This is a genomic window from Rhodococcus sp. Z13, assembly GCF_025837095.1.
GTDB classification, from domain to species: domain Bacteria; phylum Actinomycetota; class Actinomycetes; order Mycobacteriales; family Mycobacteriaceae; genus Rhodococcus; species Rhodococcus sacchari.
On the sequence record NZ_CP107551.1, the window covers coordinates 997,944 to 1,024,711 of the forward strand.

Sequence of the window (26,768 nt, forward strand, 5' to 3'; positions counted from 1 at the left end):
GTGCCAGCAGACGAACCCGACACCACCCCGGCTTCTCCGCGCGGCCGCGCCGCGCTGCTCGGCCCCGCCGAGGTCCGCGCCCTCGCGGAGGAGTTCGGGGTGCGTCCCACCAAGCAGCTCGGACAGAACTTCGTGCACGACGCGAACACGGTGCGCCGCATCGTGAACGTCGCCGGCGTCGGCCGCGACGACGTGGTGCTCGAGGTCGGTCCCGGCCTCGGCTCGCTCACCCTCGCGTTGCTCGACGTCGTCGACCGCGTGGTCGCGGTGGAGCTCGATCCCGTTCTCGCGCAGCGTCTTCCGTCGACGGTGCACGACCGGGCGCCCGAGCTCGCCGACCGGCTCGACGTCGTGCACATGGACGCGATGAAGGTGCTCCCGCGCGACCTGCCCGCCACGCCGACCGCGCTCGTGGCGAACCTACCGTACAACGTCGCGGTGCCCGTCCTGTTGCACCTGTTCTCCGAATTCCCCAGCCTGCGAACGGCTCTCGTGATGGTCCAGTCGGAGGTCGCCGACCGGCTCGCTGCCGAACCGGGCGGGAAGATCTACGGCGTACCCAGCGTCAAGGCGCGCTTCTTCGGCGACGTCCGGCGCGCCGGTGCGGTGGGGCGCGCGGTGTTCTGGCCCGTGCCGCAGGTCGAATCCGGCCTGGTCCGCATCGACCGCTACGCCGAACCGCCCTGGCCCACCGACGAGGCGACACGCGCCCGCGTGTTCACCGTCGTCGACGCGGCCTTCGCGCAGCGCCGCAAGACGCTGCGCGCCGCGCTCGCCGGATGGGCCGGTTCGCCCGCCGAGGCCGAACGACGGCTGCTCGCGGCCGGTATCGAGCCGTCGACGCGCGGTGAGAAACTCGACGCCGCAGCGTTCGTACGCCTGGCCACCACGGAGTGATCTGCATCACCTGCCCTGGCGGGTGGGTGACCGATGTGGTTAAGTGGTTCTCGGTCGTTAGGTAGTGTGTTCGTGGTTTACCCCTCGCACATTTCTGGTTGCGAGCGGATGCGATAGCCACGATGGAATCGTCTCAGCCGTGAAGTGACAGACCCGGGAAGCAGACAGTTTCCCGACGAGACGGGACGCCTACGAGCATCCCGCCTGCAAGTGAAGGATCAGCAACATGGCTGAAGGTATCGTGAAGTGGTTCAACGGCGAAAAGGGCTTCGGCTTCATCGCTCCGTCCGACGGATCCGCTGACGTCTTCGTGCACTTCTCCGAGATCCAGGGCCGCGGCTTCCGCACCCTCGAGGAGAACCAGCGCGTGAGCTTCGAGATCGGCCAGGGCCAGAAGGGCCCGCAGGCCACCGGCGTCACCGTCATCGGCTGACACAGGCTTCTCATCGATCGGGCCGGCACCCTCACGGGGTGCCGGCCCGATCGGCGTTCGTGGGTCGATCAGTCGAGCAGACGCTCCCGCAGGGACTCCCGCTCCGCGTCCGTCACGAGGAGGACCTCGGACAGATAGCGGTCGAACGAGCCGTACACGTCGCGCATCGTGTCCAGGGCGGTCTGCAGGTACTCGCGCCGCACACCGAGCACCGCCTCGAGGTCGGCGCGGTCGACACCCTGCTTCACGATGGGCTCGAACAGCGGCTCGAGCGCCGGCAGCAGCATGTCGTTGGTGCGCAGGTAGTCCTCGAACACCGTGTCCTCGTCCGCGCCGAGGGTGAACAGGACGATCGCGGCGGCCCAGCCCGTGCGGTCCTTGCCGGTGGTGCAGTGGAACAGCAGGGGGCGATCGTCGTCGATCAGGGTGCGCATCAACGTCCGGTAGGAGGTGTGCGCGCTCGGCAACGTCACCAGATCGTGGTAGCTGCGCCGCAGATACTCGGCGCCGCGGCCGTCACCCAGCACACGCTTCGCGAACGAGGCGTCGGTCAGCAGGTCCTGCATGTGCGCGGCGAGCGAGCCCAGCTGCGCGGCGAGATCACCCACGCCCCGGTCCGCGAACACGTCCAGGGGCAGTTCCTTCACCCCCGGCGGAACCCGGTCCGGCAGGGCCTCCCGCTCCGACGCGGTCCGCAGGTCCGCCACCGTGCCGAGTCCGAGCTGCCCCAGGGCCTGCACGGCCTCGTCGCGGATGCGGCCGAGATCCGTCGAGCGGAACACCGCGCCGCTGCGCACCACGGCACCGTAGCGGGTGGCGTAACCGCCGAGATCACGGAAGTTGAGGATGTCCACGGACAGGGCCGTGGGGGAGGGCGGGGGCACGACGCTTTCGCTCATGGGACGCACGCTAACCGGACCGGGAGGAAGCCTTCCGGCGATCCACTCCGGGTCCGCACCGAATTCACCCCCGCATTCCACCCTCCGCACGGAGTCGTTCGACCGGCTGCCGCCATCGAGCCGGACCGGCTGCCGCGATCGAGCCGGACCGGCTGCCGCGATCGAGCCGGACCGGCTGCCGCGATCGAGCCGGACCGGCTGCCGCGATCGAGCCGGACCGGCTGCCGCGATCGAGCCGGACCGGCTGCCGCGATCGAGCCGGACCGGCTGCCGCGAGTAAGCTTGTCAATCGTGCTTTCCGTCGTTCCGACCCCCGTGACCGTGCGGGTCCCGTCCAAGGTCAACCTGCATCTCGCGGTCGGTGACCTCCGTCCCGACGGCTACCACGACCTGCACACCGTCTTCCAGGCGCTGTCGCTGTACGACGAGGTGTCGGTGGTCCCGGCGGAACAGCTCGCCGTCCACGTCCGGGGTACGGGTGCCGACGTGGTGCCCACCGACTCGACGAACCTGGCCTGGCGGGCCGCCGAGCTGATGGCCGAACGCGCCGCCCGCAGGCCCGACGTGGCGATCACCATCGACAAGGGCATCCCCGTCGCTGGTGGCATGGCCGGTGGCAGCGCCGACGCCGCGGCGACCCTCGTCGCCCTCGACGCCCTGTGGGGCCTCGGCGCCACCCGCGACGACCTCGCCGAGCTCGCCGCCGAGCTGGGCAGCGACGTGCCCTTCTGTCTCCACGGCGGGACGGCCATCGGCACCGGTCGCGGCGAGAAGCTCGTGCCGGTGCTCACGCGCGGCACCTTCCACTGGGTGCTCGCCCTGTCGAAGGGTGGACTGTCCACGCCCGTCGTGTTCCGTGAACTCGACCGGCTCCGCGCCGAGGGCAGACCGCAGCGGGTCGGCGACGCCGACGCGGTGCTGTCCGCGCTGGGTTCCGGCGACGCCCACGAACTCGCGCCCCTGCTCGGCAACGACCTGCAGGCCGCCGCGCTGTCGCTCGACCCCACGCTGCGACGCACCCTCCGCGCCGGCATCGAGGCCGGGGCCCTCGCCGGGATCGTCTCCGGCTCCGGGCCCACCTGCGCGTTCCTCGTCGAGGACCAGCACGCCGCGGTCACGGTGAGCGCGGAACTGGCGGGAGCCGGGGTGTGCCGCACGGTGCGCGTCGCCTCCGGCCCGGTCCCGGGCGCCCGCGTCGTCACCGACACCGACCCCGCACATCCCTGACCGGTCGCGGACGCATCCGTCCGCACCGGACCTCACCGCAATACTCGGAAGGCATTGCTCCACGTGGCGAATCTGATCAACCTCGAACAGGTCTCGAAGTCCTTCGGCATCAAGCCCCTGCTCGATTCGGTGTCCCTCGGCGTGAACGAAGGGGAGCGGATCGGCGTCGTCGGCCTCAACGGCGGCGGCAAGACGACGATGCTCGAAGTGCTCGCCGGGATCGAGGAACCCGACTCGGGCCGGGTGAGCCGCGTGAACGGTCTCCGCATGGCCGTCGTCACCCAGCGCGGCGGTCTGCCCGAGGGTTCGACCGTCGGCCAGGCCGTCCTCGGCCCGCTCGGTGTGGCCGAGCACGAATGGGCCGGTGACGCCCGCATCCGTTCGGTGCTGGCCGGTATCGGCATCGACAAGCTCGGGCTCGACGCGGTCGTCGACAGCCTCTCCGGTGGCGAGCGCCGCCGCGTCGCCCTCGCCGCCGCGCTGGTGCAGGACCTCGACCTGCTGGTGCTCGACGAGCCCACCAACCACCTCGACGTCGAGGGTGTGCAGTGGCTGGCCCGGCACCTGCTGGACCGGCGCAGCGCCCTCGTCGTCGTCACCCACGACCGCTGGTTCCTCGACACCGTCGCGACCCGCACCTGGGAGGTCGTGAACGGCAGGGTCGAGAGCTACGACGGTGGCTACAACGACTGGATCTTCGCCCGCGCCGAGCGGGCCCGCCAGGCCGACGCGATGGAGGAACGCCGCCGCAATCTCGCCCGCAAGGAACTCGCGTGGCTGCGTCGCGGGGCGCCCGCCCGCACGTCCAAGCCGAAGTATCGGGTCGAGGCCGCCGAGGCGCTGATCGCCGACGTGCCGCCGCCGCGCGACTCGGTGGCGCTTGCCTCGTTCGCCAAGCGCCGCCTGGGCCGCGTCGTCATCGAACTCGAGGACGCGACGCTCACCACCCCGGACGGCCGCGAACTCGTCCACGACCTCACCTGGCGCCTCGGCCCGGGTGAGCGCATCGGTCTGGTCGGGGTCAACGGCTCCGGCAAGACAACGCTGCTGCGCACCCTCGCGGGTGAGCTGGAACCGGCGCAGGGCCGGCGCATCCAGGGCCAGACCGTCCAGATCGGCTGGCTGCGGCAGGAACTCGACGACCTGCCCACCGACATGCGGGTGCTCGAGGCCGTCAAGGACGTCGCCGAACGGATCACGCTGGGCGACAAGGAGATCTCGGCCGGTCAGCTCGCCGAGCGGCTCGGGTTCTCACCCGCCCGGCAGCGCACCCCCGTCGGCGATCTGTCCGGCGGTGAACGCCGCCGCCTGCAGCTGACCCGCGTGCTCATGGCCGAGCCGAACGTGCTGCTGCTCGACGAGCCCACCAACGACCTCGACATCGACACGCTGCAGCAGCTCGAGGACCTGCTCGACGGCTGGGCCGGCACCCTCGTCGTCATCAGCCACGACCGCTATCTCATCGAGCGCATCTGCGAGTCGACCTGGGCGCTGTTCGGCGACGGGAAGCTCACCAACCTGCCCGGCGGTATCGAGGAGTACCTGCGCCGTCGCGCCGCGATGGGCGACGGGGGGGTGCCGTCGGTGGCGTCGACGGTCTCGAAGTCCGCGGATGCCCCGGCGAAGCCGAAGCGGGACGGCGCGGCCGAACGCGCGGCCCGCAAGGAACTGTCCCGCCTCGAACGGCTCGTCGCGAAGCTGACCGAGAAGGAGGAGAAGCTGCACGTGCAGCTCGCCGAGGCCGCGACCGACCCGGAGAAGCTGCAGAAGCTCGACGCGCAGCTGCGCGAGGTGGTGGCGGAGAAGGAAGCGGCCGAGGAGCAGTGGATGGAGCTCGCCGAAGATCTCGACTGATTCCTCTTGACCTCGAGTCGGCTCGAGGTCGCAGGATGGGTGTCGTCAGAAGGAACGCCCATCAGGAGGATTCATGTCCGTCACCGAAACATCCGGTACCTCTACGCATCTCCCGCAGTCCCGGCTCGCGCGTTCCGCGGTGGTGATTGCCGCGGCCGTCGTGACCGCACTGGTGGTCGACCTCGTGCTGTGGGCCGTCGGGCTCGTCGCGGGTGGCTCGTTCGAACACACCGACGCCGGTGAGGTGATGAGCGCGGCGCCCGGTGGCGTGGTGCTCATGTCCGTCGTCCCGCTCGCCGTCGGTCTCGCCGTCGCCGCCCTGCTCACCCTGTGGTGGAACGGTTTCGCGCGGATCGCGCAGGTCGTCGGGGCGTTGCTGCCGCTGGCGACGATCCAGGGCACGATCTCTGCGGACTTCGACACGCCGAGCACCGTCGCGCTGGCGCTGATGCACGTCGTGATCGCCGTGGTGGTCGTCGTCGCCCTGGAGATGCTCCGTGCGCGTGACTGAAACGAGTAGGGGGAGGAAATGTGCGCTTCCGCAAGGAAAGTCGCACATTTCCTCCCCCGAGTTCGGGCGGAGACCTACAGGCCGAGCAGCTTGCTGATGATCTCGTTCATGATCTCGTTGGTGCCGCCGCCGATGCCGAGGACGCGGGCGTCGCGGAAGTGGCGCTCGACCTCGCTCTCACGCATCAGGCCGATACCACCGGCGAGCTGAACGGCCTCCATCACGGCGTGGTCGCACGCCTTGACGGCGTTGTTCTTCGCCATCGACGTCTCGAGCAGCATGCCCTCGCCGTTGACCCACCGCTCGGCGACCGAGCGGCAGAAGGTCTTCGCCGCGGTGATCTCCGTGGCCAGCTCGGCGAGGCGGTGCCGCACCACCTGGCGCTTGGACAGCGGTCGGCCCATCGTCTCGCGGGACTTGACCCACTCGACGGTCAGGTCGAAGCAGCGCTGCGCGGTCGCGACGGCCTGGAAGGCCAGTGACAGCCGCTCGCCCTGGAACTGCTGCGCGATCTGCGCGAAGGCCGTGTTCTCGGCGCCGACCAGGTTGCTCGCCGGCACCCGCACGTCGTCGTAGAACAGCTCGGCGGTGTCCGAGCACAGCCAGCCCATCTTGTCGAGCTTGCGTGAGACCGTGAAACCCGGTGTGTCGGTGGGGACGACGATCAGCGAGATACCGCCGGCACCGGCGTCGCCCGTGCGCACCGCGGTGGTGACGAAGTCGGCGCGGGTGCCCGAGGTGATGTAGAGCTTGGCGCCGTTGATGACGTACTCGTCGCCCTCGCGCCGCGCGGTGGTGCGGATGTTCGCGACGTCGGAGCCGCCGCTGGGCTCGGTGATCGCGAGCGAGGCGATCAGCCGGCCCTCGAGCGCCGGGCGGGCGAACCGGTCGATGAGGTCCTGGTTGCCCGAGGCGATGATGTGGGGCGTGGCGATGCCGTGGCTGAACAGCGCCGAGATCAGGCCCGACGAGCCACCGGCGAGGATGATCTCCTCGAGGATCGCGAGCATGTCGAGGGCGTTGCCGCCCGACCCGCCGTGCTCCTCGGCGACGGAGGCGCCGAGCAGGCCCGCGTCCGCGGCCTTGCGGTGCAGTTCGCGCGGGATCTCACCGGCACGCTCCCACTCGTCGAGGTGGGGGACGATCTCCTTGCGGGTGAAGTCGGCGGCGAGCTGACGCAGCGCCTTCTGCTCGTCGGTGTCCCAGCGGATCGCTTCGGTGGTGGTCATGCTCATTCGCCCTTCCAGACGGGTTCGCGCTTCTGCATGAAGGCCATGACGCCTTCGAGGGTGTCGGCGCTGGTGGTCAGACGCGCGAGGGCCTTGTCGGTGAGTTCCCAGGCCTGGTCCTCGGCCGGGATGTTGCCGTCGATGATGCCGCGCGCGACGGTCTTGCTGGCCTGCACGGCGAGCGGGGCACCCTTCGCGATGTCGGCGGCGAGGGCGAGGGCGGTGTCGAGGACCTCGGCCTGCGGCACCACGCGGTTGACCAGACCCCAGCGCAGGGCGTCGGCCGCCGACATCGGCTTGCCGGTGAGGACGAGTTCCATCGCGACGGCGCGGGGGATGGCCTGGCCGATGCGGAAGACGCCGCCGGCACCGGCGATCAGGCCGCGGTGCACCTCGGGCAGACCGAATTCGGCGGTCTCGGAGGCGACGACGAGATCGCTGGCGAGCGCGAGTTCGGTGCCGCCGCCGAGTGCGGTGCCGTTGACCGCGGCCACGACCGGCTTGGAGATGTGGTGCTTGACGACGCCGGCGAAGCCCCAGTGGGCGGTCTCGGGCGGGGTGACCCCGTCCGGTCCCTTGGTGCCGAGGGCCTTCAGGTCGGCGCCGCCGCAGAAGACGGCATCGCCGGCGCCGGTGAGGACCACGACGCGCACGTCCTTCTCGGCCTCGGCCCGCTCCCAGGCCTCACCGAGGGCCTGGTGCACGTCGGCGTTGATGCTGTTGGCGGCCTTCGGGCGGTTGATGGTGACGAGCAGGACGTGCTCGCGCTGTTCGACGAGAACGACGGGTTCGCTCACGACTGGGACTCCTGTTCGATGCGGGTAACGGTGAGGTGACCGCCGTTGTCGGTGACGTGCAGGTCCTCGCCGACGATGTCGGCTCCGGCGGCGAGGATCGCGGCGCCGGCGGCGTCGGTCTGGCCGGAGACGCGGCGACCGTCCGGGGTCAGACCCACGAGGAAGCCGATCGACGGGTTGCCGTCACGGCCGTATTCGGCGGTGGCGGTGACGATCCGGACCTCGCCGCTGTAATCGGTGGCGGTCTCGGGGGCGGACGGCTCGAGCAGGACGTGCTCGGGGTCGCCGACGTAGCCGTCGGTGTGCGGGGCGCAGCCGAGCACCACGACGTGCTGGTAGGTGAGGTAGCCGCCGTTGCCGTGCACGAGAGCGAGCTCGCCGTCCTCGCGCAGCCGCTTGGCCACCGCGACGATCGAGTGCAGCGTGTAGCTGTTGAGTGGGCCGCCGAAGAAGGAGTGGCCGCCGGTCACCGACGGGACGGTGTCGCGGGGGAGGCCGAGCTGTTCGATCAGCAGCTTGGGTACCACCGGGAAGCAGCTGTAGGCGTCGATGATGTCGAAGTCGGAGGGCCGCAGGTCGGTGGCGGACAGGGTGCGGCGCAGCGCGTCGTCGAGGGCGGCGGACCGGCCGAAGTCACCGCGGGCGAGGACGTCGCCCGGTTCGGTCGCGCCCGCGCCGCCCCACACGTAGAGCAGCTTCTCCTCGGCGACACCCAGTTCGCGGGCGACGGCGAGGGAGGTGACGACCACGGCGGCGGCCTGGTCGACGAACGGCATCGCGTTGAGCATCAGCGGGTACGCCTCGGTGACGAGACGGTTCTTGCCGCCGATGGTGCGGATCTCCTCGGCGGTGTGCCGTTCGGGGTTCCAGGACGCCGGGTTCTCCGCCGCGAACTCGGAGAACGCCGCGTACAGATTCGACGACCATTCGAGCGACTTCTCGCGCGAGTGCCCGAGATCGTGGCTGAGCCGGTTCTCGAACAGTGGGTACACGCGGGTGGGAACGATCATCCCGGCGCGCTGCATGGCGGGGCTGCCGAGATCGTCGGTGCCGATGGGGGCGGGTCCGCCGGGTGCGGTGGTCCAGCCGAGGGTGGCCGGGTCGGTCCCCGACTTGTACGCGTTGGTGGCCGAGGCCTGGGCCTCACCGCCGACGAGCAGCGCGACCGAGGTGGTCCCGGTGGCGATGTCGTGGCCGATGCGGTCGAGGAGCGCCGCCGGCCAGTGGCCGCCGATGGGCGTGGTCGAGGTGTGCTCGGGCTTCGCACCGAGACGCTCGGCCAGCAGGCCCGGCAGATCGTCGTAGTTCCAGCTCGCGGTCTTGATCGCGTGGATCGTGTCGATCCGCGAGGCGAGGTCGACGCCGGCGTCGGCGAGCGCGGCGCGGGTGGCGTCGTGGATGAGATCGAGCGGTTCACGCGGGTCGGCGGGGGCACCGGCGCGGCCGGAGCGCAGGTCGCCGACGCCGATGACGACGGGAACCCGGGTGGGGTCGGTCATGGCGTTCCTTCGGTCGTGCTCTGGAAGAGGAGGACGGCGCCAGCTTAATACGGACTATTTCAGTCTGTAAATCGGTGGGTGGTCTGGCACACTTGCCACACGTGACCGAACAACCCGCCCCGCGCCGTCGCGGACGACCCCGCGACGCCGACCTCGAGGACCGCGTGTTCGACGCCGTGATCGAGGTCTACTCCGAGACGAGCTGGCGTGGTTTCACGCTCGACGCGGTGGGGCGACGCGCACGAGTGGGCCGCGCCGCGCTCTACCGCCGTTGGACGAGCAAGGACGACCTGCTGGTCCAGGCCCTGGAGGCCCGCAGCCCCCTGCCCGTCCCCATCGACACCGGCGCACTGCGCTCCGACCTCGTCGAACTCGCCCGCCAGCTGCTGCGCGGCTACCGCACCACCCCCGGTCTCGTCAGCCTGCGCGTGGCCCTCGACGCCCGCGCCAACCCCGAACTGCTGGCCCGTCTGACCCTCACCCTCAACCGCAGCCGCCTGCTCGCGGCCCGCACGATCGTGCACCGCGCCGTCGAACGCGGCGAACTCCCGGCCGACACCTCCGCGACGCTGCTGCTCGAGATGGTCACCGGTGCCGTGCTCAGTCACGCCCTGTTCGCCCTCGCCACGCCCGACGAGAAGGAGGACGACGAGTACGCCGAGATCGTCGTGGACGCGACGATCCGCGCACTGCGCGCCGACAGGCACGCCGATCGGATGCCGGAAGGGACACGTTCGCGGCGGTCGTGACCGAATCGCGATGCTGCCCGCACCGCCGGCGCGGCTGATTCGGGCCGCTCGGACGCGGTTTCCGGGATAGCCTGGATGCCGATACCTGCAGGTGGACAGTGACTGGAGACCGGTGATGGATCTGCAAGCGGTCGGGGAGATCACGCGGTTGAAATACCGATACGCGCGCACGCTCGACACCAAGGCGTGGCGCGAACTCGCAGACACCCTCACCCCGGACGTCAACGCCGTGTACGGCGAATATCTCAGTTTCGAATCGCGCGACGCCTTCATCGGTTTCCTGGAGAACACACTCGGCACGCGTCTGATCACGGAGCACACCTGCAGTCATCCCGAGATCGACATCGCCGAGGACGGCCGCACCGCCACCGGAGTGTGGCTGCTGTCCGACACCGTGATCGTCCCGGAGGACGGCATGGTGCTGCGCGGATCGGCCTACTACCACGACCGGTACCGCCTCTGCGAGGACGGCTGCTGGCGCATCAGCGAGACCAGCTACCAACGCAATTGGGAGACCGTCACCCGCATGGGCGAGCCGACGTCGGTGACGTTGACCACCAACCGCTGGGGACTGCTGCAGCAGCCGCGGGCGTCGTGACGGGAAGGAGGTCTCCGTGACGGAGAACGGTTTCGCGGGTGCCACGACCGGGGGCACCGCCACCGAGGGTGCGGGCGAGTTCCCCCGGCCGGGTGCGCTCCCGTATCTCACCGTGCCCAAGGCCCACGAGGCCATCGAGTGGTACACGCGGGTCTTCGGGGCCTCGCTGGCGGCCGAGCCCGTGATGATGGACGACGGCCGGGTGGGGCACGCCGAACTCCGGTTCCCGACCGGGATGATCTACCTCGCAGACGAATTCCCCGAACTCGGTCTCACCTCGCCCGGGGAGGGAGCCGTGTCGGTGAGCCTCATGCTCGAGGTGTCCGACACCGATGCGGTGCTCGCCCGGGCCCGGCTCGCCGGGGGCTCGGTGGAGCGGTGGATCAACGAGAGCCGCGGGCACCGCAACGCGACCCTGCTCGACCCCTTCGGGCACCGGTGGATGCTCGTCGGCCCGCTCACCGGCAAGCTTCCCCCTCCCCGGAATTGACGCCGCTCCGGAATCGAGACCGCCCGGAGATGGGTAACCTGCGGCGATGAGCGACATCCCGCCCCGCAGCGAGTTCCCCGACGTCCGCGCCCGGATCCGGGCCCTGCCCGGCTCGACGGCGACCCCGCCGCCACTCGAACCCGAACCGACGCCGCAGCAGCTGTTCCTGCGCTGGCTCACCGACGCGACCGAGGCCGGGATCGTCGAACCGCACGCGGCGACGTTGTCCACCGTCGACCCCGACGGGACACCCGATGCCCGCACCCTGCTGATCAAGGACGTCACCGACGACGGCTGGTGGTTCTCCGGCGACGACCGCTCCCCGAAGGGACGCCAGCTCGGGATCACCCCTGCGGCGGCGCTGACCGTGTACTGGCGCGAACTCGGCCGACAGGTGCGGGTGCGCGGTCCCGTCCACGTCGGGTCGCCGGAACTGTGCGCCCGCGACTTCCGGGAACGCTCCGTCCTCGCCCGGGCCGTCGCCTCCACCGGCCGGCAGAGCGAGGTGCTCGCCGACCCCGCCGAGTACGACCGGCTCGTCGCCGAGCAGCTCGCCCTCCTCGACGCCGACCCCGAGCGGGTGTCCTCGCACTGGCGCGCCTGGTGCGTGGCGGCCGGGACCGTCGAGTTCTGGCAGGCCGATCCCGGACGACGGCATCTGCGGCTGCGCTACCGGCGCACCGGCGACGGCTGGTCGCGCGAGGAACTCCACCCGTGACGCGTGTCGCCGATCCCGGTGTCGTCCCGGGTGACCGGTAGGCTCCCGCCCGTGAACGAGTCCAACATCCGCACACGCGTCGCCAACGGTGTCGGCGAAGTGCAACTCGACCGGGCGGGCGCCCTCAACGCCCTCGACCGGCCGATGATCCGTGCCGTCCATGCGGCGCTGCTCGAATGGCGCGACGACCCGGCGGTCACCGCCGTCCTCGTCACCAGCACCTCCGACCGCGCGTTCTGCGCCGGCGGCGATGTCAAACCGGTACGGGAGGCGGCCCTCGCGGGCGATTTCGACGCGGTCCGGGAGGCCTTCGCCGACGAGTACCGGCTCGACGAGCTCGTTGCCGGCTATCCCAAGCCCTATCTGGCCGTCCTCGATGGCGTCACCATGGGCGGCGGCCTCGGTATCTCGGTGCACGGCGCGGTGCGGGTGACCACCGAACGGACCACGATGGCCATGCCCGAGACCGCCATCGGGTTCGTTCCCGACGTCGGCTCGAGTCACTTCCTGCCGCGGCTGCGCGGCACCACCGCCCGCTGCGACGCCGTCGGCATGTACCTCGGCCTCACCGGCAGCCGGATCGACGCGGGCGACGCCCTCGCCGTCGGCCTGGCCACCCACTACGTGCCCAGCGCCCGCATCGGCGAGTTCGCCGACCGGGTCCGCTCCGGGCACTGGCGCGACGCCCTCGACGAGTTCGTCGAACCTGCGCCGGAATCGACTCTGGCGCAACGCTTCACCGACATCGAGAAGGTCTTCGGCGATGGCACGGTGCTCGAGATGGTCGCGCGCCTCGACCGGCTCGACGACATCGACCCCGAGTGGGCCGAACGCACCCGCACCACCCTCCGGTCGCTGTCGCCGACGAGCGTGTGGGCGACGGCCGAACTGCTGCGCCGCGGCGCCGAGAGCACGATCGAGGAGTGCTTCGCCCGCGAACTCGACGTCGCCGTACGGGTCGCGGCGACACCGGATTTCGCGGAGGGTGTGCGCGCCGTGCTCGTCGACAAGACCCGCGACCCGCAGTGGTCGCCGGCGACCCTCGACGAGGTGGACCCGGAGATGATCTCCGGGTTGTTCGGCGACGGCTCCTAGCGGGCGTACCGCTGCGGCGACTGCAGATCCACCACGATCGGCTGCCCGCCGAGGGTCGCGTGGATCTCGGGCTTCTCGAGGCCGCCGGCCAGCAGGTACTCGCCGAGCAGTGCGAGCAGCTCGTCGTTGTCGACCGTCGGGTCGCCGTGCGCCCCGCCGCTGCGCGCTCCCCGCGCGGTCAGTTCGTTGTGGGCCAGGCGCGCCGCGATCCGCACCGAGGCCACCCCCATCGAATTGCGCCGCGAGGGCGTCGGGCCGGTCGTGGTGTCGAGACCCTCGGTCGTGCCGGGTGCGCTGACGGAGCCGTTCGTGCCGGTGCTGGTCACCAGTGTCGTTCCTTCCTCGGAATCGCCGGCGCCCACCCCGCCGGCCGGGTCACCTTCGATCGACGGAGCGTCCCCCACGCTCGTCCGGTGCGTTCCGGGATCCGGGGTGGTCAACGGGGTACTGCTCGGAAGCGGAGTGCTCGGCAACGGGTAGACGAAGGCACCCGAACGCTTCGGCCGTCCGGAGCACGCTGCCCCGCCCGTCCCGCCGGACACTCCCTCACCGGCCGCGGCCGATACGTCGTCGTTCATCGACAAAGCTCCTGATTCCCCCCGATACGCCGGATCGACGGAAAGGAAAGTATCAGTAAAATCCGCTGGATGCACCACCCGGACGGCCCCTGCGGGACCGGGCTCAGTCGGTGGCGGCGACCAGCGGCTCGAGGGTGAGCTCCGGCAGCTCCTTCTGGATGTACTGCAGGCGCCACTTGTCGCTCACCAGTGCCAGGAGCACCCCGTCGGAACGGGTGAAGACCTCGACGCCGCGCTGCCGGTTCAGCTCGTCCACCGACGCCGCGTCGGTGCGGCGGGCGAGGGAGTAACCGAGCGGCTCGATCTTCGGGTCGACGTTGTACTCGGCCTTCATGCGCGCGGCGACCACCTCGAACTGCATCGGGCCGACGGCGGCCATCACCGGTGAGGCGTCGCCGCGGATGTCGTTGCGCAGGATCTGCACGACACCCTCGGAGTCGAGCTGGTCCACGGCCTTGCGGAACTGCTTGTACTTCGAGGCACTCTCGGCCCGCAGGATCGCGAAGTGTTCGGGGGCGAACGACGGGATCGGCGGGAATTCCACCTTCCGGTCGACGAAGAGCGTGTGGCCCGGTGCCAGCGCGGTGGCGTTGACCAGGCCGACGACGTCGCCGGGATAGGCGTTCTCCACCGTCGACCGCTCGCGGCCGAAGACCGTCAGGGCGTACTTGGTGGCGAAGGGCTTGCCGGTCTGGGCGTGGGTGACGACCATGCCGCGCTCGAACACACCGGAGACGACACGCATGAACGCCAGCCGGTCGCGGTGCGCGGTGTCCATGCCGGCCTGCACCTTGAAGACCACGGCGCTGAACGGGTCGTCGACCGAGCGGGGATTGCCGTCGACGTCGAGGCGGGCACCCGGGGCGGGCGCCAGCGCGACGAGCGTGTCGAGGATCTGCCGCACACCGAAGTTGAGCATCGCGGACGCGAAGATCACCGGGGAGGTCTGCCCGGCCAGGAACAGCTCCTGGTCGTGGTCCTGGCCGCTGGCCGAGAGCAGCTCCGACTCCTCGGCGGCCTCGGCCCAGGTGTCGCCCTCACGGCTCAGCGCCTCGTCGGGGGACAGGTGCTCCTCGGGCGCGATCTTCGCGCCACCGGCGGTGCGGGTGAACTTGATGTACTCGACGGCGGCACCGTCCTCGCCGCGGCGCAGCAGGCCACGGAAGTCACCGGCGATGCCCACCGGCCAGAACAGCGGCGTCGGCGTCAGCCCGATGCGCTCCTGGATCTCGTCGAGCAGCTCGAGCGGGGTGCGGCCCGGGCGGTCCCACTTGTTGATCACCGTGATCACCGGGATGCCGCGGTGGCGGCACACCTGGAACAGCTTCAGCGTCTGCGGCTCGAGGCCCTTCGCGGCGTCGATGAGCATGACGGCGGCGTCGACGGCGGTGAGGACGCGGTAGGTGTCCTCGGAGAAGTCGGAGTGGCCGGGGGTGTCGACGAGGTTGATGACGTTGACCGTCTCGCTGCCGTCCTCGCCGCGGGGCGCCTCCTCGGAGGTGTAGTTGAACTGCAGCGCCGTGGAGCTGACGGAGATGCCGCGGGCCTTCTCCATCTCCATCCAGTCCGACACGGTGGACTTGCGCCCGGCCTTGCCGTGGACCGCGCCGGCTTCGGAGATCACCCGGGCGTGCAGCGCGAGCGCCTCGGTGAGCGTCGACTTGCCCGCGTCCGGGTGGGAGATGACGGCGAACGTGCGCCGGCGCTCCGCCTCGGCGCGCACTTCCTTCGCGGATGCAGGCTTCGTGCTGCCGGTGGAACGACTGTCGGCCGAAGCATGCGGGGTGCTCACGCGGAAAACCTCTCGAAGGGGGCAGTGGGTGGGGGCGCTATCGCCGGTAACTCGTCCATGTTACTCGGCGATTCGGTGTCGATTTCTCTCAGATTCGATCACGTTTCCCGGCCGACGACCCTCCACCCCTCCTTCCGGGTGCACGCTGATGAGCAAACAGCGGGCTGTGCAGTCACCGGAGCAACCACGCAGTCACCGGAGCAACCACCGAACGGGAGTTGGTCGTGAGCAGGTTCACCGAAGAGATGTACGCGACGGCGGAGGCGGACACGGGGGTCCTGATCACCGGGGAGCCGGGAGCACCCCTGCAGCAGAGCTGGGGGGCCATCCACCGTCAGGCCCGCTGCATGGCGGGCGCACTCGCCGCCGCGGGCATCGGGCCGGGCGACTCCGTGGGCATCCTCGCCGGGGAACCCGTGGACATCGCCCCCGCCTGCCAGAGCGTGTGGATGCGCGGGGCCAGCGTGACGATGCTGCACCAGCCCACACCCCGCACCGACCTGCAGTTGTGGGCACGCGACACCGAGGTCGTGCTGAAGATGATCGACGCGCGTGCCGTCGTCCTCGGCACTCCCTTCGAGATCGCCGAGCAGTTGCTGCGCGAGCGCGGGATCACGGTGGTGACCATCGGGCAGATGCGGGAGGGGAAGCCCGTCGAGCCCGTGGACACCGCCGAATCGGACATGCTGCTGCAGCAGCTGACCTCGGGGTCCACCGGTTCCCCGAAGGCCGTGCGGATCACGCACGGGAACTTCTACGCCAACGCCGACGCGATGATGGAGCGCGTCAAGTTCTCGCTCGACGACGACGTGATGGTCAGCTGGCTTCCGCTGTTCCACGACATGGGGATGGTGGGGTTCCTCAGCGTCCCGATGCAGGTGGGTGCCACGGTCGTGTCGGTCACGCCGCTGGACTTCCTGCGGTCGCCGATGCTGTGGGCGGAACTGATCAGCAAGTACCGCGGAACCCTCACGGCGGCACCCAACTTCGCGTACTCGCTGCTCGCCCGGAAGCTGGCGCAGGCACCCGACGGAGCGGTGGACCTGTCGTCGATGCGCTGGATGTGGAACGGGGCCGAACCCGTCGACCCCGACACGATGGAGCACCTCGCGAAGGAGGGGGAGCGGTTCGGTCTCGACCCCACCGCCCTGGCCCCGTCCTACGGGATGGCCGAGACCACCCTCGCGGTGTCGGTACCCGATCCCGGCCGCGGCATGGTCCTCGACGTCGTCGACCCCGACCTGCTCGAGGCCGGCGGCATGGCGGTGCCCACCAGCCGGCCGCACGCGCGCCGCATGCCCACCCTCGGCCGGCTCGTCTCCGGGCTCGAGGGCCGGGTGGTCGGCCGCGACGGGCAGGTGCTCCCGCCCCGCGGGGTCGGCATCATCCAGCTGCGCGGCAAGGCCGTCACACACGGCTATCTCACCGTCGACGGACCGGTCCCGGCCCAGGACTCCGACGGCTGGCTCGACACCGGCGACGTCGGCTACTTCACCGAGGAAGGTCACGTCGTGGTGTGCGGGCGGGTGAAGGACGTCATCATCATGGGTGGCCGCAACGTCTATCCCACCGACATCGAGCGGGCGGCGTGCAGCGTCGAGGGCGTGCGTCCCGGCAACGCCGTCGCGATCCGGCTCGACGCAGGGGAGAAGCGCGAGTCCTTCGCCGTCGCGGTCGAGACCAAGCTGTTCGACGACCCCGAACAGGTGCGGCGCATCGAACGCGAGGTCGTGCACGCGGTGGTCGCCGAGGTGGGGGTGCGGCCGCGCACCGTGGCGGTGCTCGGGCCGGGCAGCATCCCGAAGACGTCCTCGGGCAAGCTGCGGCGCGGGAACTCGCTGGCGCTGCTCACCCGCGGCTGAAGGGCCCGGGGCAGAGCACGACGGGGTCGGGGGCCGGCGGGGTCGGAGGACCGGGGTCAGAGGACACTGCGGAGGAAGTCGGTGACCACCCCCACCGCTTCCTCGAGCCGGGGCCGCTGGTCCGGCCCCGCGTAGTAGTGGGTCGCGCCGGGGATCTCGTGCAGCTTCTTCACGGGATGACCGATCGCGTCGTAGAGGCGCCGGGTGTGGCTCGGCGTGCACGCGTTGTCGGCGAGATTTCCCACCACGAGAGTCGGGACGTCGATGTCGCGCCCGCAGGCGACACCGTCGGCGCGCGCGTCGTCGAAACTCCACTGCGACAACCAGCTCCGCAGTGTGCAGAAGCGGGCCAGCCCGACCGGCCCCATGTTCACCACCTGCGGGTCGCCGAGATAGCACGTGCCGGGGACCCGTTCGTTGGGGTCGATGGCCGGGTCGAGCCAGCGCGGATCGGCCATCGTGCCGTGCACGACGAATCCGAACTCGTCGTGGGGGCGACCCGCGGACCTCAGTTCGTCCAGCTTCTCCTTCACCCACACGGTGATCCGGCGGTTGCGGTCGATCTGGGCCTGCCGGTAGCGGGCGACGAATTCCGGGTCGTAGGGAGGCTTGTGGGGTGCGTCGGGGGCGTAGAGGTCCAGTTCCGGATCGCGCCGGGACGGGTCCGTCTCGTCGAGGATCGACGGATCGATCCACTCGGTCAACGTGCCGTGACGGCTCACGTGCGCCGCGAGCAGCACCACTGCGTCGGCGGCGGGCAGGTCGAGTGCGGTGAGGTCCGGTGGGTCGCCCGCGGGTGTGGCGGTGACGGTCGCGTGCCGGGCCTGCTGCTGGTAGAAGAGCGAGAGGGACCCGCCCCCGCTCCAGCCCGCCAGCACGACCTTCTCGTAGCCGAGCCGCTGTTTCGCATCCCTGATGCAGGCACCGAGATCCTCGACGACCTTCTCCATGATCAGGGCCGAATCGGTCCCCCGGTACCGGCTGTTGCAGTAGACGACGTGGTGTCCCGCGCGGGCGAGGGCATTGACCATCGGCAGATACGCGCCGCCGCCGATGGGATGCATGAACACCAGCACCGTGTCCGACGGCACGTCGCGCGGTACCAGCAGATAGGACTCCAGGGCCACGATATCCCCGGTGCCGCCGTAGACGTCCTGGTAGGGCGACGAATCCTCGAACACGACGAGATAGGGGATGCGGTCGTAGCGATGCTGCGCGAGCGGTTCGGGCACGGTGCTCCTAGTCGGGCTCGGGGACGGCGGCGAGGAGTTCGGCGGACGGGACGAGACGCCGGCGGGTGTCGATCGCGACGACCTTCCATCCGATGCGGGTGTCCTGGTCGTGGCGTCGTCGCGCGCGTTCACGGGCGCGACGCGGCGCTCCGTGGTGCAGTCCCTGCGGAGCGTGGCTGAGCAGTGTCTCGGGCATCTCCACGCCGAAGATCTCCCCGCCGTGGAAGAACGCGATCTCGTCGAAGTCGACGTTGCGGTGGTACCACGGCACGCGTTCGGTGCCGGGCACACCCTCCGCCGGCCGGGGCAGGAAGTTCATCACGTACACGCCGGTGGCCTGCATGAACAGATGCACGGTGGGTGGCAGGTGCACGCTGTCCGACCCGATGGCGTTGTAGTCGTCGATGTTGAAGGTGAACGGGAAGTTGTCACCGCGCCAGCCCTCGACGTCGAGGGGATGATGCCGTTGGAACAACGAGGTGGGTCCACCCTCGTGCACGAGCCGCACCTCGTACTCGCGGTCGCCGTCGTCCTGATACGCCTGCGGTTCCGGCACGGTGATCTGCGCGGGATCGAAGGGGAAGTGCCGGCCGAGTTCCCGGGGCGGGGGTACCCGGAACTCGTCGGTGGCCTCGATCATGAGCAGGAAACAGTCGCCGTCGGGGACGTGGCGGAAGGTGGTGGCCTTCGGCAGGTACACCCAGTTGCCGGGACGATATGCGAGAGGACCGAATTCGGTTTCGAAGGTGCCGGTTCCGTGATGGACGAAGGACAGCAGGTCGCCGTCGACGTGCCGGACGTGGAACGGCATCGCGGTCGCTCGGCGGCTCAGCATGATCCGGCAGTCGGGATTGGTGAACAGGGTCAGCGGTGACCCGGCGGGATCGTCGAGATCGGTGGGGCGCAGATTCGAGGCGATCACGTCCAGCGGACGGAGCGGTCCCACGGTCCGGTACTCGGTCGGATCGTTGCGCCGGTACAGGTGCGCCGTGCGGCCGGTGAAGCCGGACCGGCCGAGTTCGTCGTCCTCGAGACCGTCGAGATCGGCGTGGATCCGGTGCGGTGTCACACCCTTACGCAGATGGACGAACGACTCCATAGCCGAAGACAGTACGTCCCGGGCTCCGGTGCGCGGTCGTTTTCGTCCCGCTCACGGAATTTTCAGTGGATGCGGTTCTGGGCGCCTTCGAGGCCGAGCTTCAGCAACAGTTCCACGGCGTCGGCGCCTTCCTCGCACCACACGTCGAGGTCCTTGCGCTCGGCGGCCGAGAAGGGCTTGAGCACGAAGTCGGCGGGGTCCTGGCGACCTGGCGGGCGTCCGATACCCATCCGCACCCGCAGGTAGTCCTTGGTGCCGAGCGAGGAGGAGATCGACCGCAGACCGTTGTGGCCGTTCTCGCCGCCGCCGAGCTTGAGGCGGATCGTGCCGAAGTCGAGGTCGAGTTCGTCGTGCACGACGACGATGTTCGCCGGGTCGACCGAGAAGAACTTGGCCAGGCCCGCGACCGGGCCACCCGACAGGTTCATGTACGTCCGGGGCTTGGCGACGACGACCTGCCGGCCGTCGAGTCGCGCCTGCACGATCTCGGAGTTGCTGCGCTTGTGCGCGGAGAACTTGCCGCCCACACGTCCGGCCAGCACGTCGGCCACCATGAAACCGATGTTGTGGCGGGTGTTCTCGTACTTCGGCCCGGGATTGCCGAGACCGACGACGAGCGCGGTGTCCTCGCTCACCTGTGCTTCCTTTCGTGCTTTACCGAACACGTACGGCGCGCCATCCCGGAGGATGACGCGCCGTACGAACGACTTCATCGAAGAGCCGTACCGACTCAGGCCTCTTCGGCAGCCTCGGCGGCGGCCTCTTCGCCCTCGTCGCCCTCGAGGTCCTGCGGAGCCTCGGTGACGTTCACGAGCAGCAGCTCCGGATCGTCGGCCAGGGTGGCGCCGGCGGGCAGCTCCACGCCACCGGCCAGGATCTGGGTGCCGGCCTCGGCGCCCTCGATCGAGACGGTGATCTCCTCGGGGAGGTTCAGGGCGTCGGCCTCGACCTTGATGGTGGTGACCTCGTGGACCACGAGGGTGCCGGCAGCGGCCTCACCGGTGATGGTGAGCGGAACCTCGACGGCGACCTTCTCGCCCTTCTGGACGACGAGCAGGTCGGCGTGCTCGATGTAGCGGCGGATCGGGTGGACGACGACCGACTTGGTCAGCGCGAGCTGCTCCTCGCCGTCGATGTCCAGGGTGAGGACGGCGTTGGTGCCGTGGGCACGCAGCACGGCCGCGAACTCGAGCTCGGGGAGAGCGAGGTGCCGGGGGTCGGTGCCGTGGCCGTACAGGACGGCGGGGATCTGGCCGGCGCGACGGGCGCGACGGGCGGCACCCTTGCCGAACTCGGTACGGACGCTGGCTACGAGACGATTCTCGTCGGACATGATGTAAAGGCTCCTACGCTGGTGGCACTTCGTGGTCGGGTGTTCTCGAACGAATGGAACCGACACGCGCGACCAGGAGCAGACGCTCATCCGTCGCAGCCGCGTCGATCACGGTGAGCCAGCGATGTTGCGGTTCACCCTCGCCGAGACAACTCGAACCACTCTACCGGATGGTCCGGAACGAAGCGAACCCCGCCCTCAGGAGCGGGCCAGATCATGCACGTGCGCCAGGAACCGGTCGACGTCGGCGGGGGAGACGAAGTAGTGCGGCGAGGCCCGCACCACCGCGGCCAGCTCGCGCGCCGACATGTCGAGCAGCGTCGAGCTGCGGCGGCTGACGGTGACGGTCACCGACCGCTCGGCGAGGGCGTCGCGCACAGCCACCGGGTCGACCCCGTCCACGGTGAACGAGACGATGCCGCTGCGCTGCACCCCGAGGTCGTGGACGGTCACCCCGTCGATGTCGGCGAGGCCGTCGCGCAGGTGCCCGGCGCGGTAGGCGATCGCCTCGGTCACCGCGTCCACACCCAGGCCGAGCAGGTAGTCGACGGCCGCGCCGAGGCCGAGCCGGCCAGCCACGTCGGTCTCCCACAGTTCGAACCGGGAGGCGTCCGGCGCGAGCTCGTAGGCCTCCGGGGCCGTCCAGGTGGCGCCGTGCAGGTCGAGCACCGCGGGTTCGAGCTCGGTGATCAGCCGCGGCCGCACGTAGAGGAAGCCGGTGCCGCGCGGGCCGCGCAGCCACTTGCGTCCGGTGCCGGAGAGCGCGTCGACCTCCAGTTCCGGGACCACGACCGGCAGCTGGCCCACCGACTGGCACGCATCGAGCAGGACCAGGGCGCCGACGGCGTGGGCGGCGTCGGCCACCTCCCGCACGGGATTGACCAGCCCACCGTTGGTGGGGGCGTGGACCACCGACACCAGCTTCACCCGCTCGTCGAGCATTCCCCGCAGCGCGTCGACGTCGATGCGGCCGGACGCGTCGGACGGGATCACCTCGACGCTCGCGCCCGTGGTCTTCGCCCGCTGCAGCGCCGCGATCGCGTTGGCGGCATATTCGGCCTGCGAGAGCAGGATGCGGTCTCCGGGCAGCAGGGGAACCGCGTAGAAGAAGGACGTCCACGCCCGCGACGCGCTGTCGGTGAGCGCGATCGAGCTCGCCGGCACGTCGAACAGGCGCCCGAGCGAGGTCTTCACCGCGGCGAGGTCGTCGAGCCGCTCGTCCGCCGCCACGTACCCGCCGACCTCGGCCTCGCGGCGCAGGTGGGCGATCACCGTCTCCAGCACCGGGGTCGGGGGCAGCGACGAGCCCGCGCTGTCGAGGAACACCCGGTCGAAGCATCCCGGAGTGTCGCGCCGGGCCGCCTGCAGGTCGAGCACGAGCCCACATCCTTCCTCACCGTGCCGGTCCCACCGAGCCTAACGACCGGGCCGCTGAGCGGGTGGAGTGGCAGAGCCGCTGAGCGGGTGGAGTGGCAGAGCCGCTGAGCGGGTGGAGTGGCAGAGCCGCTGAGCGGGTGGAGGGGCAGAGCCACGGGGTGGGGCACGGTGCGTTCTCCGCACGTCGTGTTCCCGGGCGCGATAGGCTCGATCGGGTACCTGCCTACGGCCGAGGGGGTGGATGATGGCGATGGCGATCGACTCAGCATCGTCACGTGCCCACCGGCACCTCGACTCCCGCCTCGAGGCGGAGCGCTACGTCGGCCGCCGCAGCTTCCGGTTGGCGCCCCCGAAACTGATCGGGGTGGAGCTCGAATGGCTCACCGCCCGCGCCGACGTCACCGCCTCCCGCCCGGAACTCGCCACGCTCGTCGAAGCTCTCGGCCCGCACGCGCCGCGCACCGTCGTGCCGACCTCCTCGGCCCGGCCGCTGCCGTCGGGCAGTCTCGTCACCCTGGAACCGGGCGGGCAGGTGGAACTGTCGAGCGTGCCCTGCACCTCGGCGCGGCAGGTCTGCGACCGGCTCACCGCCGACACCCGCATGCTGCGGGCGCTGCTCGCGCGCCGGTCGGTGACGATGCTCGACAGCTCCGCCGACGAGGTGCGGCCACCGCACCGGCTGCTGCGCACCCCGCGCTACGGCGCGATGGAGCTGCGTTACGACAGCATCGGGCCGATGGGCCGGCTGATGATGAACAGCACCGCCTCGGTGCAGGTCAGCGTCGACACCGGCGCCGACGACGTCGAGGTCGCCCTCCGCTGGGATCTGTTGCACGCCATCGCCCCGGCGATGATCGCCGCGTTCGCGACCTCGCCGCGGCTGCGGGGTGCGCCGGAGGGGGAGTGGGCGTCGCAGCGCATGCGCACCTGGCTCGAGATCGATCCGGCGCTGACCCACGTCGACCATCCCGCCGACTACCCGGCGTGGGTGCTCGACGCGCCGCTGATGTGCGTGCGGTCGTCGTCGCCCGACTGGTACGCCCCGCCGGGCGCGACCTTCGCGGCGTGGCTCGAAGGCGAGTTCGACGACGAGATCGGCCGCCGCCCCACCACCGACGATCTCGACTACCACATGACCACCCTGTTCCCGCCGGTCCGCCCGTGCGGTCACCTCGAGGTCCGGTACATCGACGCCCAGCCCGGCGACCTGTGGCAGGTGCCGGTCGCCGCCATCGAAGCTCTCCTGTCCTCCCCGGCCGTCGTCGAGGAGGCCCGCGCGATCGTCGCCCCGGTGCGCGAGATGTGGAAGGAGGCCGCCCAGGTGGGTCTGAAGTCCGTCGAACTCCGCGCCGCCGCAGCGGGTCTGCTCTCGCTCGCGGCGGAGTCCTCGCGCGACATGCGGTTCACCGCGGCGCTCGACGCCGCGGCCGCCCGGTGTCTGCGCGGCCGCGCTCCCGGGGAGGAGATGCGGTGACCTCCGCGCGTGCCCTGCTCCGGCGTCATCTCGAGCGGGCACGTGCCCGCACGACCGCGCTCACCTCGATCCCGGAAACGGAACTCGTCCGGCAGCATTCGCCGCTGATGAGCCCGCTCGTGTGGGATCTCGCGCACATCGCGAACCAGGAGGAGCGGTGGCTCGCCCGCACAGTCGGCCGCGCCGCTCCGATCGTCGACGGGATCGACGACCTCTACGACGCCTTCCGTCATCCCCGCGCGACCCGCCCGTCGTTGCCGCTGCTCGGTCCCGAAGAGGCGCGGCGCTACGCCGAGGCGGTCCGCGAGAGCACCTGGAAGGTGCTCGAACACAACGACTTCGACGATGATCTCACCCGCGACGGGTTCGTCTTCGCGATGGTCGCGCAGCACGAACAGCAGCACGACGAGACCATGCTCGCCACCCACCAACTCCGGCAGGGCCCGCCGCTGCTCGACGCACCGCCCGCACCGCGGACCGGGACACCCCCGCCGCAGGTGCGGGTGCGCATCCCGGCGGGGGAGGTGGAGATCGGCACCTCCACCGATCCGTGGGCGCTCGACAACGAACGCCCCGCACACCGGGTCTTCGTGCCGGAGTTCGAGATCGACGCCGTGCCCGTCACCAACGGCCGGTATCTCGGGTTCGTCGCCGACGGTGGCTACTCGCGCCCGGAGCTGTGGAGCGAGGAGGGCTGGCGGCACCGCTGCGAGGCCGGGCTCGAGGCGCCGCAGTTCTGGCGGTTCGACGACGACTCCGGTTGGACCCGAACGATGTTCGGGAAGACCGTGCCGCTGCATCCCGACGAGCCGGTCGTGCACGTGTGCTTCCACGAGGCCGAGGCGTTCGCGCGGTGGGCCGGTGGCCGGTTGCCCACCGAGGCCGAATGGGAGAAGGCCGCCCGCTGGGATCCGGCCACCGGACGCAGCCGCCGCTATCCGTGGGGCGACGACGATCCCACCGCCGACCACGCCAATCTCGGTCAGCGCCATCTCGGTCCGGCCGTGGTGGGGGCGTACCCGCGTGGCGCGTCCCCGCTCGGGGTGCACCAGCTGATCGGCGACGTGTGGGAGTGGACGTCCTCACCGTTCGAGGGTTATCCCGGTTTCCGGGCCTTCCCTTACCGGGAGTACTCGGAGGTCTTCTTCGGCGACGGCTACCGGGTGCTGCGCGGCGGATCGTTCGGAACCGACGAGATCGCGTGCCGTGGAACGTTCCGCAACTGGGATCTGCCGATCCGCCGGCAGATCTTCGCGGGCGTCCGCGTGGCGTACGGGGAGGGCGATGTGTAGGCATCTGGCGTATCTCGGTCCCGCGACGAACGTGGCCGCCCTGCTGTCGACGGGGACGAACTCGCTGCTGCGACAGTCGTGGGCGCCCACCGACATGCGCGGTGGCGGCACCATCAACGCCGACGGTTTCGGGGTGGGCTGGTGGTCCGAGGACGGCACCTTCGCCCGCTACCGCACCGCCGCGCCGATCTGGGCGGACCCCTTCGTCACCGAGGGGCTGAACGCGGTGCGCGCCCATGCCGTCGTCGCCTCCACCCGCTCGGCCACCGAAGGCATGCCCGTCGAACGCACCGCCGTGGCCCCGTTCGCCGACGACCGGTGGGCGTTCCTCTTCAACGGCGTCGTGCGGGGCTGGCCCGGTTCGCTGGTCTCCCTCGCCGAGATGCTGCCCGTCGCCGAACTCCTGCGCCTCGAATCACCCACCGACGCTGCGACGCTGTGGCTGCTCCTGCGGTCGCGGTTGCGGTCCGCCGATCCCGAACCCGCCCTGATCTCCCTCGTCCACGACGTTCTCGCACTGTCGCCGGAGTCGCGGCTGAACCTGTTGCTGTGCAACGAGACCGGGATCTGGGCGACGGCCTGCTACCACTCGCTGTGGACGTTCGTCGACGAGCACGTCGCCATCGTGGCCTCCGAACCGTTCGACGACGACACCCGTTGGCGCCGGGTACCCGACCGGCATCTCGTCGCCGCCGTGCCCGGCAAACTCGTCGTCTCCCCGCTGGAGGTGAACCCCACGTGACGCTCGACGTACACCTGACCCCCGACGACTTCGACGACAAACTGCGCGAGGACGCGCTCCGCGGCCTGACCTCCACACCGAAGTGTCTGCCGCCCACCTGGCTGTACGACGCACGGGGCAGCGAACTGTTCGAGGAGATCACCCGCCTGCCCGAGTACTACCCCACCCGCACCGAGTTCGCGCTGTTGCGTCACCACGCCGCGGACATCGCCGAGGCCGCCCGGCCGGACATGCTGGTCGAGCTCGGCTCCGGCTCGTCGGAGAAGACGCGGGTGCTGCTCGACGCCCTCGCACCGCACCTGAGCACCTATGTCCCGCAGGACGTCTCCGAACCGGCGCTGCGCACCGCGGTGGCCCGGCTGTCCGTCGAGTATCCGGACCTCGAGGTGCACGGGGTGGTGGGGGACTTCACCGACTCGCTCCACCACCTGCCGCGCGGGGAGCGCCGTATGATCGCGTTCCTCGGCGGCACCATCGGCAATCTCGTTCCCGCCGAACGCGCCGAGTTCCTCGCCGGCACCGCCGCCGTGCTGAGCCCCGACGAGTGGCTGCTGCTCGGGGCGGGTCTGGTCACCGACCTCGACGTGCTGCGCGCCGCCTACGACGACGCGGCGGGAGTGACCGCCGAGTTCGACCGTAACGTCCTGCGCGTCCTCAACACGCGGCTCGGCGCGGACTTCGACCCGGACCGGTTCGTGCACCGCGCCGTGTGGGACGAGGCGAACGAGTGGATCGAGATGCGTCTCGAGGCGACGGAGCCGATGACCGTTCGCGTACCCGCCCTCGACCTCGAGGTGCACTTCGAGGAAGGCGAGCAGATGCGCACCGAGATCTCCGCGAAGTTCCGGCTCGACGGTCTCGGCCGGGAACTCGCCGCCGCCGGGTTCGCGGTCCGGCACGAATGGGTCGACCCCGACGGGCGCTTCGCGTTGCTGGCCGCCTCCCGGCGCTGATCGCTCCGGAGACGTCGGCCGACCCGGGGTGCAGGCAC

Annotated in this window: 26 protein-coding genes; 15 read left to right on the forward strand and 11 right to left on the reverse strand. The window is 70.5% G+C overall.

Annotated elements, in window-relative coordinates:
• Together rsmA and OED52_RS04710 are read left to right on the forward strand one after the other, a co-directional pair.
• A complete protein-coding gene (rsmA, locus tag OED52_RS04705) occupies nucleotides 1-897 on the forward strand; it encodes a 16S rRNA (adenine(1518)-N(6)/adenine(1519)-N(6))-dimethyltransferase RsmA (RefSeq protein WP_264153528.1) in 897 nt (298 codons plus the stop codon).
• A 226-nt stretch (nucleotides 898-1,123) separates the two neighbouring features.
• Nucleotides 1,124-1,330: a cold-shock protein gene (locus OED52_RS04710; RefSeq protein ID WP_264153529.1), complete on the forward strand. Its 207-nt coding sequence runs from the start codon at nucleotides 1,124-1,126 to the stop codon at nucleotides 1,328-1,330.
• Nucleotides 1,331-1,398: 68 nt separating this feature from the next.
• On the opposite strand, the gene OED52_RS04715 is transcribed toward OED52_RS04710, so the two are convergent.
• Nucleotides 1,399-2,229, reverse strand: a complete 831-nt coding sequence (locus tag OED52_RS04715; RefSeq protein WP_264153530.1) for a tyrosine-protein phosphatase — start codon at nucleotides 2,227-2,229, stop codon at nucleotides 1,399-1,401.
• 291 nt (nucleotides 2,230-2,520) lie between these two features.
• On the opposite strand from OED52_RS04715, the gene OED52_RS04720 reads away from it, so the two are divergent.
• The 3 genes from OED52_RS04720 (at nucleotide 2,521) to OED52_RS04730 (ending at nucleotide 5,821) form a co-directional block, all read left to right on the forward strand.
• On the forward strand, nucleotides 2,521-3,456 hold the full coding sequence (locus tag OED52_RS04720; protein WP_264153531.1) for a 4-(cytidine 5'-diphospho)-2-C-methyl-D-erythritol kinase: 936 nt from the start codon (nucleotides 2,521-2,523) through the stop codon (nucleotides 3,454-3,456).
• Nucleotides 3,457-3,519: 63 nt separating this feature from the next.
• Nucleotides 3,520-5,310, forward strand: a complete 1,791-nt coding sequence (locus OED52_RS04725) for an ABC-F family ATP-binding cassette domain-containing protein (protein WP_264153532.1) — start codon at nucleotides 3,520-3,522, stop codon at nucleotides 5,308-5,310.
• A 73-nt stretch (nucleotides 5,311-5,383) separates the two neighbouring features.
• The gene (locus OED52_RS04730) at nucleotides 5,384-5,821 is read left to right on the forward strand and encodes a DUF6069 family protein (protein ID WP_264153533.1); all 438 of its coding nucleotides are present in this window, start codon (nucleotides 5,384-5,386) and stop codon (nucleotides 5,819-5,821) included.
• 74 nt (nucleotides 5,822-5,895) lie between these two features.
• On the opposite strand, the gene OED52_RS04735 is transcribed toward OED52_RS04730, so the two are convergent.
• Genes OED52_RS04735 through OED52_RS04745 form a run of 3 tightly spaced genes read right to left on the reverse strand, consistent with a single transcriptional unit; the run spans nucleotide 5,896 to nucleotide 9,346 of the window.
• Complete coding sequence (locus OED52_RS04735; RefSeq protein WP_264153534.1) at nucleotides 5,896-7,050, reverse strand: acyl-CoA dehydrogenase family protein; 1,155 nt, start codon at nucleotides 7,048-7,050, stop codon at nucleotides 5,896-5,898.
• A 2-nt stretch (nucleotides 7,051-7,052) separates the two neighbouring features.
• Entirely contained in the window at nucleotides 7,053-7,847 is a 795-nt protein-coding gene (locus tag OED52_RS04740; protein ID WP_264153535.1) for an enoyl-CoA hydratase/isomerase family protein, read from the reverse strand.
• Nucleotides 7,844-9,346: an acetyl-CoA acetyltransferase gene (locus OED52_RS04745; protein ID WP_264153536.1), complete on the reverse strand. Its 1,503-nt coding sequence runs from the start codon at nucleotides 9,344-9,346 to the stop codon at nucleotides 7,844-7,846. Before OED52_RS04745 ends, OED52_RS04740 begins: the two co-directional genes overlap by 4 nt.
• A gap of 101 nt (nucleotides 9,347-9,447) precedes the next feature.
• On the opposite strand from OED52_RS04745, the gene OED52_RS04750 reads away from it, so the two are divergent.
• The 5 genes from OED52_RS04750 to OED52_RS04770 all read left to right on the forward strand — a co-directional run bounded on the left by OED52_RS04750 (nucleotide 9,448) and on the right by OED52_RS04770 (nucleotide 12,996).
• Complete coding sequence (locus OED52_RS04750) at nucleotides 9,448-10,095, forward strand: TetR/AcrR family transcriptional regulator (RefSeq protein ID WP_264153537.1); 648 nt, start codon at nucleotides 9,448-9,450, stop codon at nucleotides 10,093-10,095.
• Between the two features lie 115 nt (nucleotides 10,096-10,210).
• Nucleotides 10,211-10,693, forward strand: coding sequence for a nuclear transport factor 2 family protein (locus tag OED52_RS04755; RefSeq protein WP_264153538.1), 483 nt, complete (start codon nucleotides 10,211-10,213; stop codon nucleotides 10,691-10,693).
• Between the two features lie 16 nt (nucleotides 10,694-10,709).
• Nucleotides 10,710-11,183 carry a VOC family protein gene (locus OED52_RS04760; protein ID WP_264153539.1) on the forward strand — a complete coding sequence of 158 codons (474 nt, stop codon included), beginning with the start codon at nucleotides 10,710-10,712 and terminating at the stop codon, nucleotides 11,181-11,183.
• Between the two features lie 46 nt (nucleotides 11,184-11,229).
• Nucleotides 11,230-11,901, forward strand: coding sequence for a pyridoxine/pyridoxamine 5'-phosphate oxidase (locus OED52_RS04765; protein ID WP_264153540.1), 672 nt, complete (start codon nucleotides 11,230-11,232; stop codon nucleotides 11,899-11,901).
• A 51-nt stretch (nucleotides 11,902-11,952) separates the two neighbouring features.
• Nucleotides 11,953-12,996 carry an enoyl-CoA hydratase/isomerase family protein gene (locus OED52_RS04770; protein ID WP_264153541.1) on the forward strand — a complete coding sequence of 348 codons (1,044 nt, stop codon included), beginning with the start codon at nucleotides 11,953-11,955 and terminating at the stop codon, nucleotides 12,994-12,996.
• Here OED52_RS04770 and OED52_RS04775 read toward each other — a convergent pair.
• The gene (locus OED52_RS04775; RefSeq protein ID WP_413247713.1) at nucleotides 12,993-13,574 is read right to left on the reverse strand and encodes a hypothetical protein; all 582 of its coding nucleotides are present in this window, start codon (nucleotides 13,572-13,574) and stop codon (nucleotides 12,993-12,995) included. The genes OED52_RS04770 and OED52_RS04775 overlap by 4 nt on opposite strands.
• A gap of 103 nt (nucleotides 13,575-13,677) precedes the next feature.
• Entirely contained in the window at nucleotides 13,678-15,366 is a 1,689-nt protein-coding gene (locus tag OED52_RS04780; protein WP_413247714.1) for a peptide chain release factor 3, read from the reverse strand.
• Between the two features lie 224 nt (nucleotides 15,367-15,590).
• Between OED52_RS04780 and OED52_RS04785 the strand changes: the two genes are divergently transcribed.
• A complete protein-coding gene (locus tag OED52_RS04785; protein WP_264153543.1) occupies nucleotides 15,591-17,228 on the forward strand; it encodes a fatty acyl-AMP ligase in 1,638 nt (545 codons plus the stop codon).
• Between the two features lie 56 nt (nucleotides 17,229-17,284).
• On the opposite strand, the gene OED52_RS04790 is transcribed toward OED52_RS04785, so the two are convergent.
• From OED52_RS04790 to OED52_RS04810, 5 genes are all read right to left on the reverse strand, one after another.
• Nucleotides 17,285-18,460 carry an alpha/beta hydrolase gene (locus OED52_RS04790; protein WP_264153544.1) on the reverse strand — a complete coding sequence of 392 codons (1,176 nt, stop codon included), beginning with the start codon at nucleotides 18,458-18,460 and terminating at the stop codon, nucleotides 17,285-17,287.
• A 7-nt stretch (nucleotides 18,461-18,467) separates the two neighbouring features.
• Nucleotides 18,468-19,559: a homogentisate 1,2-dioxygenase gene (locus OED52_RS04795; RefSeq protein ID WP_264153545.1), complete on the reverse strand. Its 1,092-nt coding sequence runs from the start codon at nucleotides 19,557-19,559 to the stop codon at nucleotides 18,468-18,470.
• Between the two features lie 62 nt (nucleotides 19,560-19,621).
• Complete coding sequence (pth, locus tag OED52_RS04800) at nucleotides 19,622-20,194, reverse strand: aminoacyl-tRNA hydrolase (protein WP_264153546.1); 573 nt, start codon at nucleotides 20,192-20,194, stop codon at nucleotides 19,622-19,624.
• Nucleotides 20,195-20,289: 95 nt separating this feature from the next.
• The gene (locus tag OED52_RS04805) at nucleotides 20,290-20,892 is read right to left on the reverse strand and encodes a 50S ribosomal protein L25/general stress protein Ctc (protein ID WP_264153547.1); all 603 of its coding nucleotides are present in this window, start codon (nucleotides 20,890-20,892) and stop codon (nucleotides 20,290-20,292) included.
• A gap of 198 nt (nucleotides 20,893-21,090) precedes the next feature.
• Nucleotides 21,091-22,269 carry an aminotransferase class V-fold PLP-dependent enzyme gene (locus OED52_RS04810; RefSeq protein WP_264153548.1) on the reverse strand — a complete coding sequence of 393 codons (1,179 nt, stop codon included), beginning with the start codon at nucleotides 22,267-22,269 and terminating at the stop codon, nucleotides 21,091-21,093.
• Nucleotides 22,270-22,513: 244 nt separating this feature from the next.
• On the opposite strand from OED52_RS04810, the gene egtA reads away from it, so the two are divergent.
• Genes egtA through egtD form a run of 4 tightly spaced genes read left to right on the forward strand, consistent with a single transcriptional unit; the run spans nucleotide 22,514 to nucleotide 26,730 of the window.
• Entirely contained in the window at nucleotides 22,514-23,743 is a 1,230-nt protein-coding gene (egtA, locus tag OED52_RS04815) for an ergothioneine biosynthesis glutamate--cysteine ligase EgtA (protein WP_264154579.1), read from the forward strand.
• Entirely contained in the window at nucleotides 23,740-25,035 is a 1,296-nt protein-coding gene (gene egtB / locus OED52_RS04820) for an ergothioneine biosynthesis protein EgtB (RefSeq protein WP_264153549.1), read from the forward strand. The genes egtA and egtB overlap by 4 nt, the downstream gene beginning before the upstream one ends.
• A complete protein-coding gene (gene egtC / locus OED52_RS04825) occupies nucleotides 25,028-25,777 on the forward strand; it encodes an ergothioneine biosynthesis protein EgtC (protein WP_264153550.1) in 750 nt (249 codons plus the stop codon). The genes egtB and egtC overlap by 8 nt, the downstream gene beginning before the upstream one ends.
• A complete protein-coding gene (gene egtD, locus OED52_RS04830; protein ID WP_264153551.1) occupies nucleotides 25,774-26,730 on the forward strand; it encodes an L-histidine N(alpha)-methyltransferase in 957 nt (318 codons plus the stop codon). Before egtC ends, egtD begins: the two co-directional genes overlap by 4 nt.
• Nucleotides 26,731-26,768 lie beyond the last annotated feature (38 nt).

Coding starts and splice junctions, on each gene's coding strand:
- OED52_RS04710 (WP_264153529.1), top strand. CDS start 1,124: ATGGCTGAAGGTATCGTGAAGTGGTTCAACGGCGAAAAGGGCTTCGGC.
- OED52_RS04715 (WP_264153530.1), bottom strand. CDS start 2,229: ATGAGCGAAAGCGTCGTGCCCCCGCCCTCCCCCACGGCCCTGTCCGTG.
- OED52_RS04730 (WP_264153533.1), top strand. CDS start 5,384: ATGTCCGTCACCGAAACATCCGGTACCTCTACGCATCTCCCGCAGTCC.
- OED52_RS04735 (WP_264153534.1), bottom strand. CDS start 7,050: ATGACCACCACCGAAGCGATCCGCTGGGACACCGACGAGCAGAAGGCG.
- OED52_RS04745 (WP_264153536.1), bottom strand. CDS start 9,346: ATGACCGACCCCACCCGGGTTCCCGTCGTCATCGGCGTCGGCGACCTG.
- OED52_RS04755 (WP_264153538.1), top strand. CDS start 10,211: ATGGATCTGCAAGCGGTCGGGGAGATCACGCGGTTGAAATACCGATAC.
- OED52_RS04765 (WP_264153540.1), top strand. CDS start 11,230: ATGAGCGACATCCCGCCCCGCAGCGAGTTCCCCGACGTCCGCGCCCGG.
- OED52_RS04775 (WP_413247713.1), bottom strand. CDS start 13,574: ATGAACGACGACGTATCGGCCGCGGCCGGTGAGGGAGTGTCCGGCGGG.
- OED52_RS04795 (WP_264153545.1), bottom strand. CDS start 19,559: ATGGAGTCGTTCGTCCATCTGCGTAAGGGTGTGACACCGCACCGGATC.
- OED52_RS04805 (WP_264153547.1), bottom strand. CDS start 20,892: ATGTCCGACGAGAATCGTCTCGTAGCCAGCGTCCGTACCGAGTTCGGC.
- egtA (WP_264154579.1), top strand. CDS start 22,514: ATGGCGATGGCGATCGACTCAGCATCGTCACGTGCCCACCGGCACCTC.
- egtC (WP_264153550.1), top strand. CDS start 25,028: ATGTGTAGGCATCTGGCGTATCTCGGTCCCGCGACGAACGTGGCCGCC.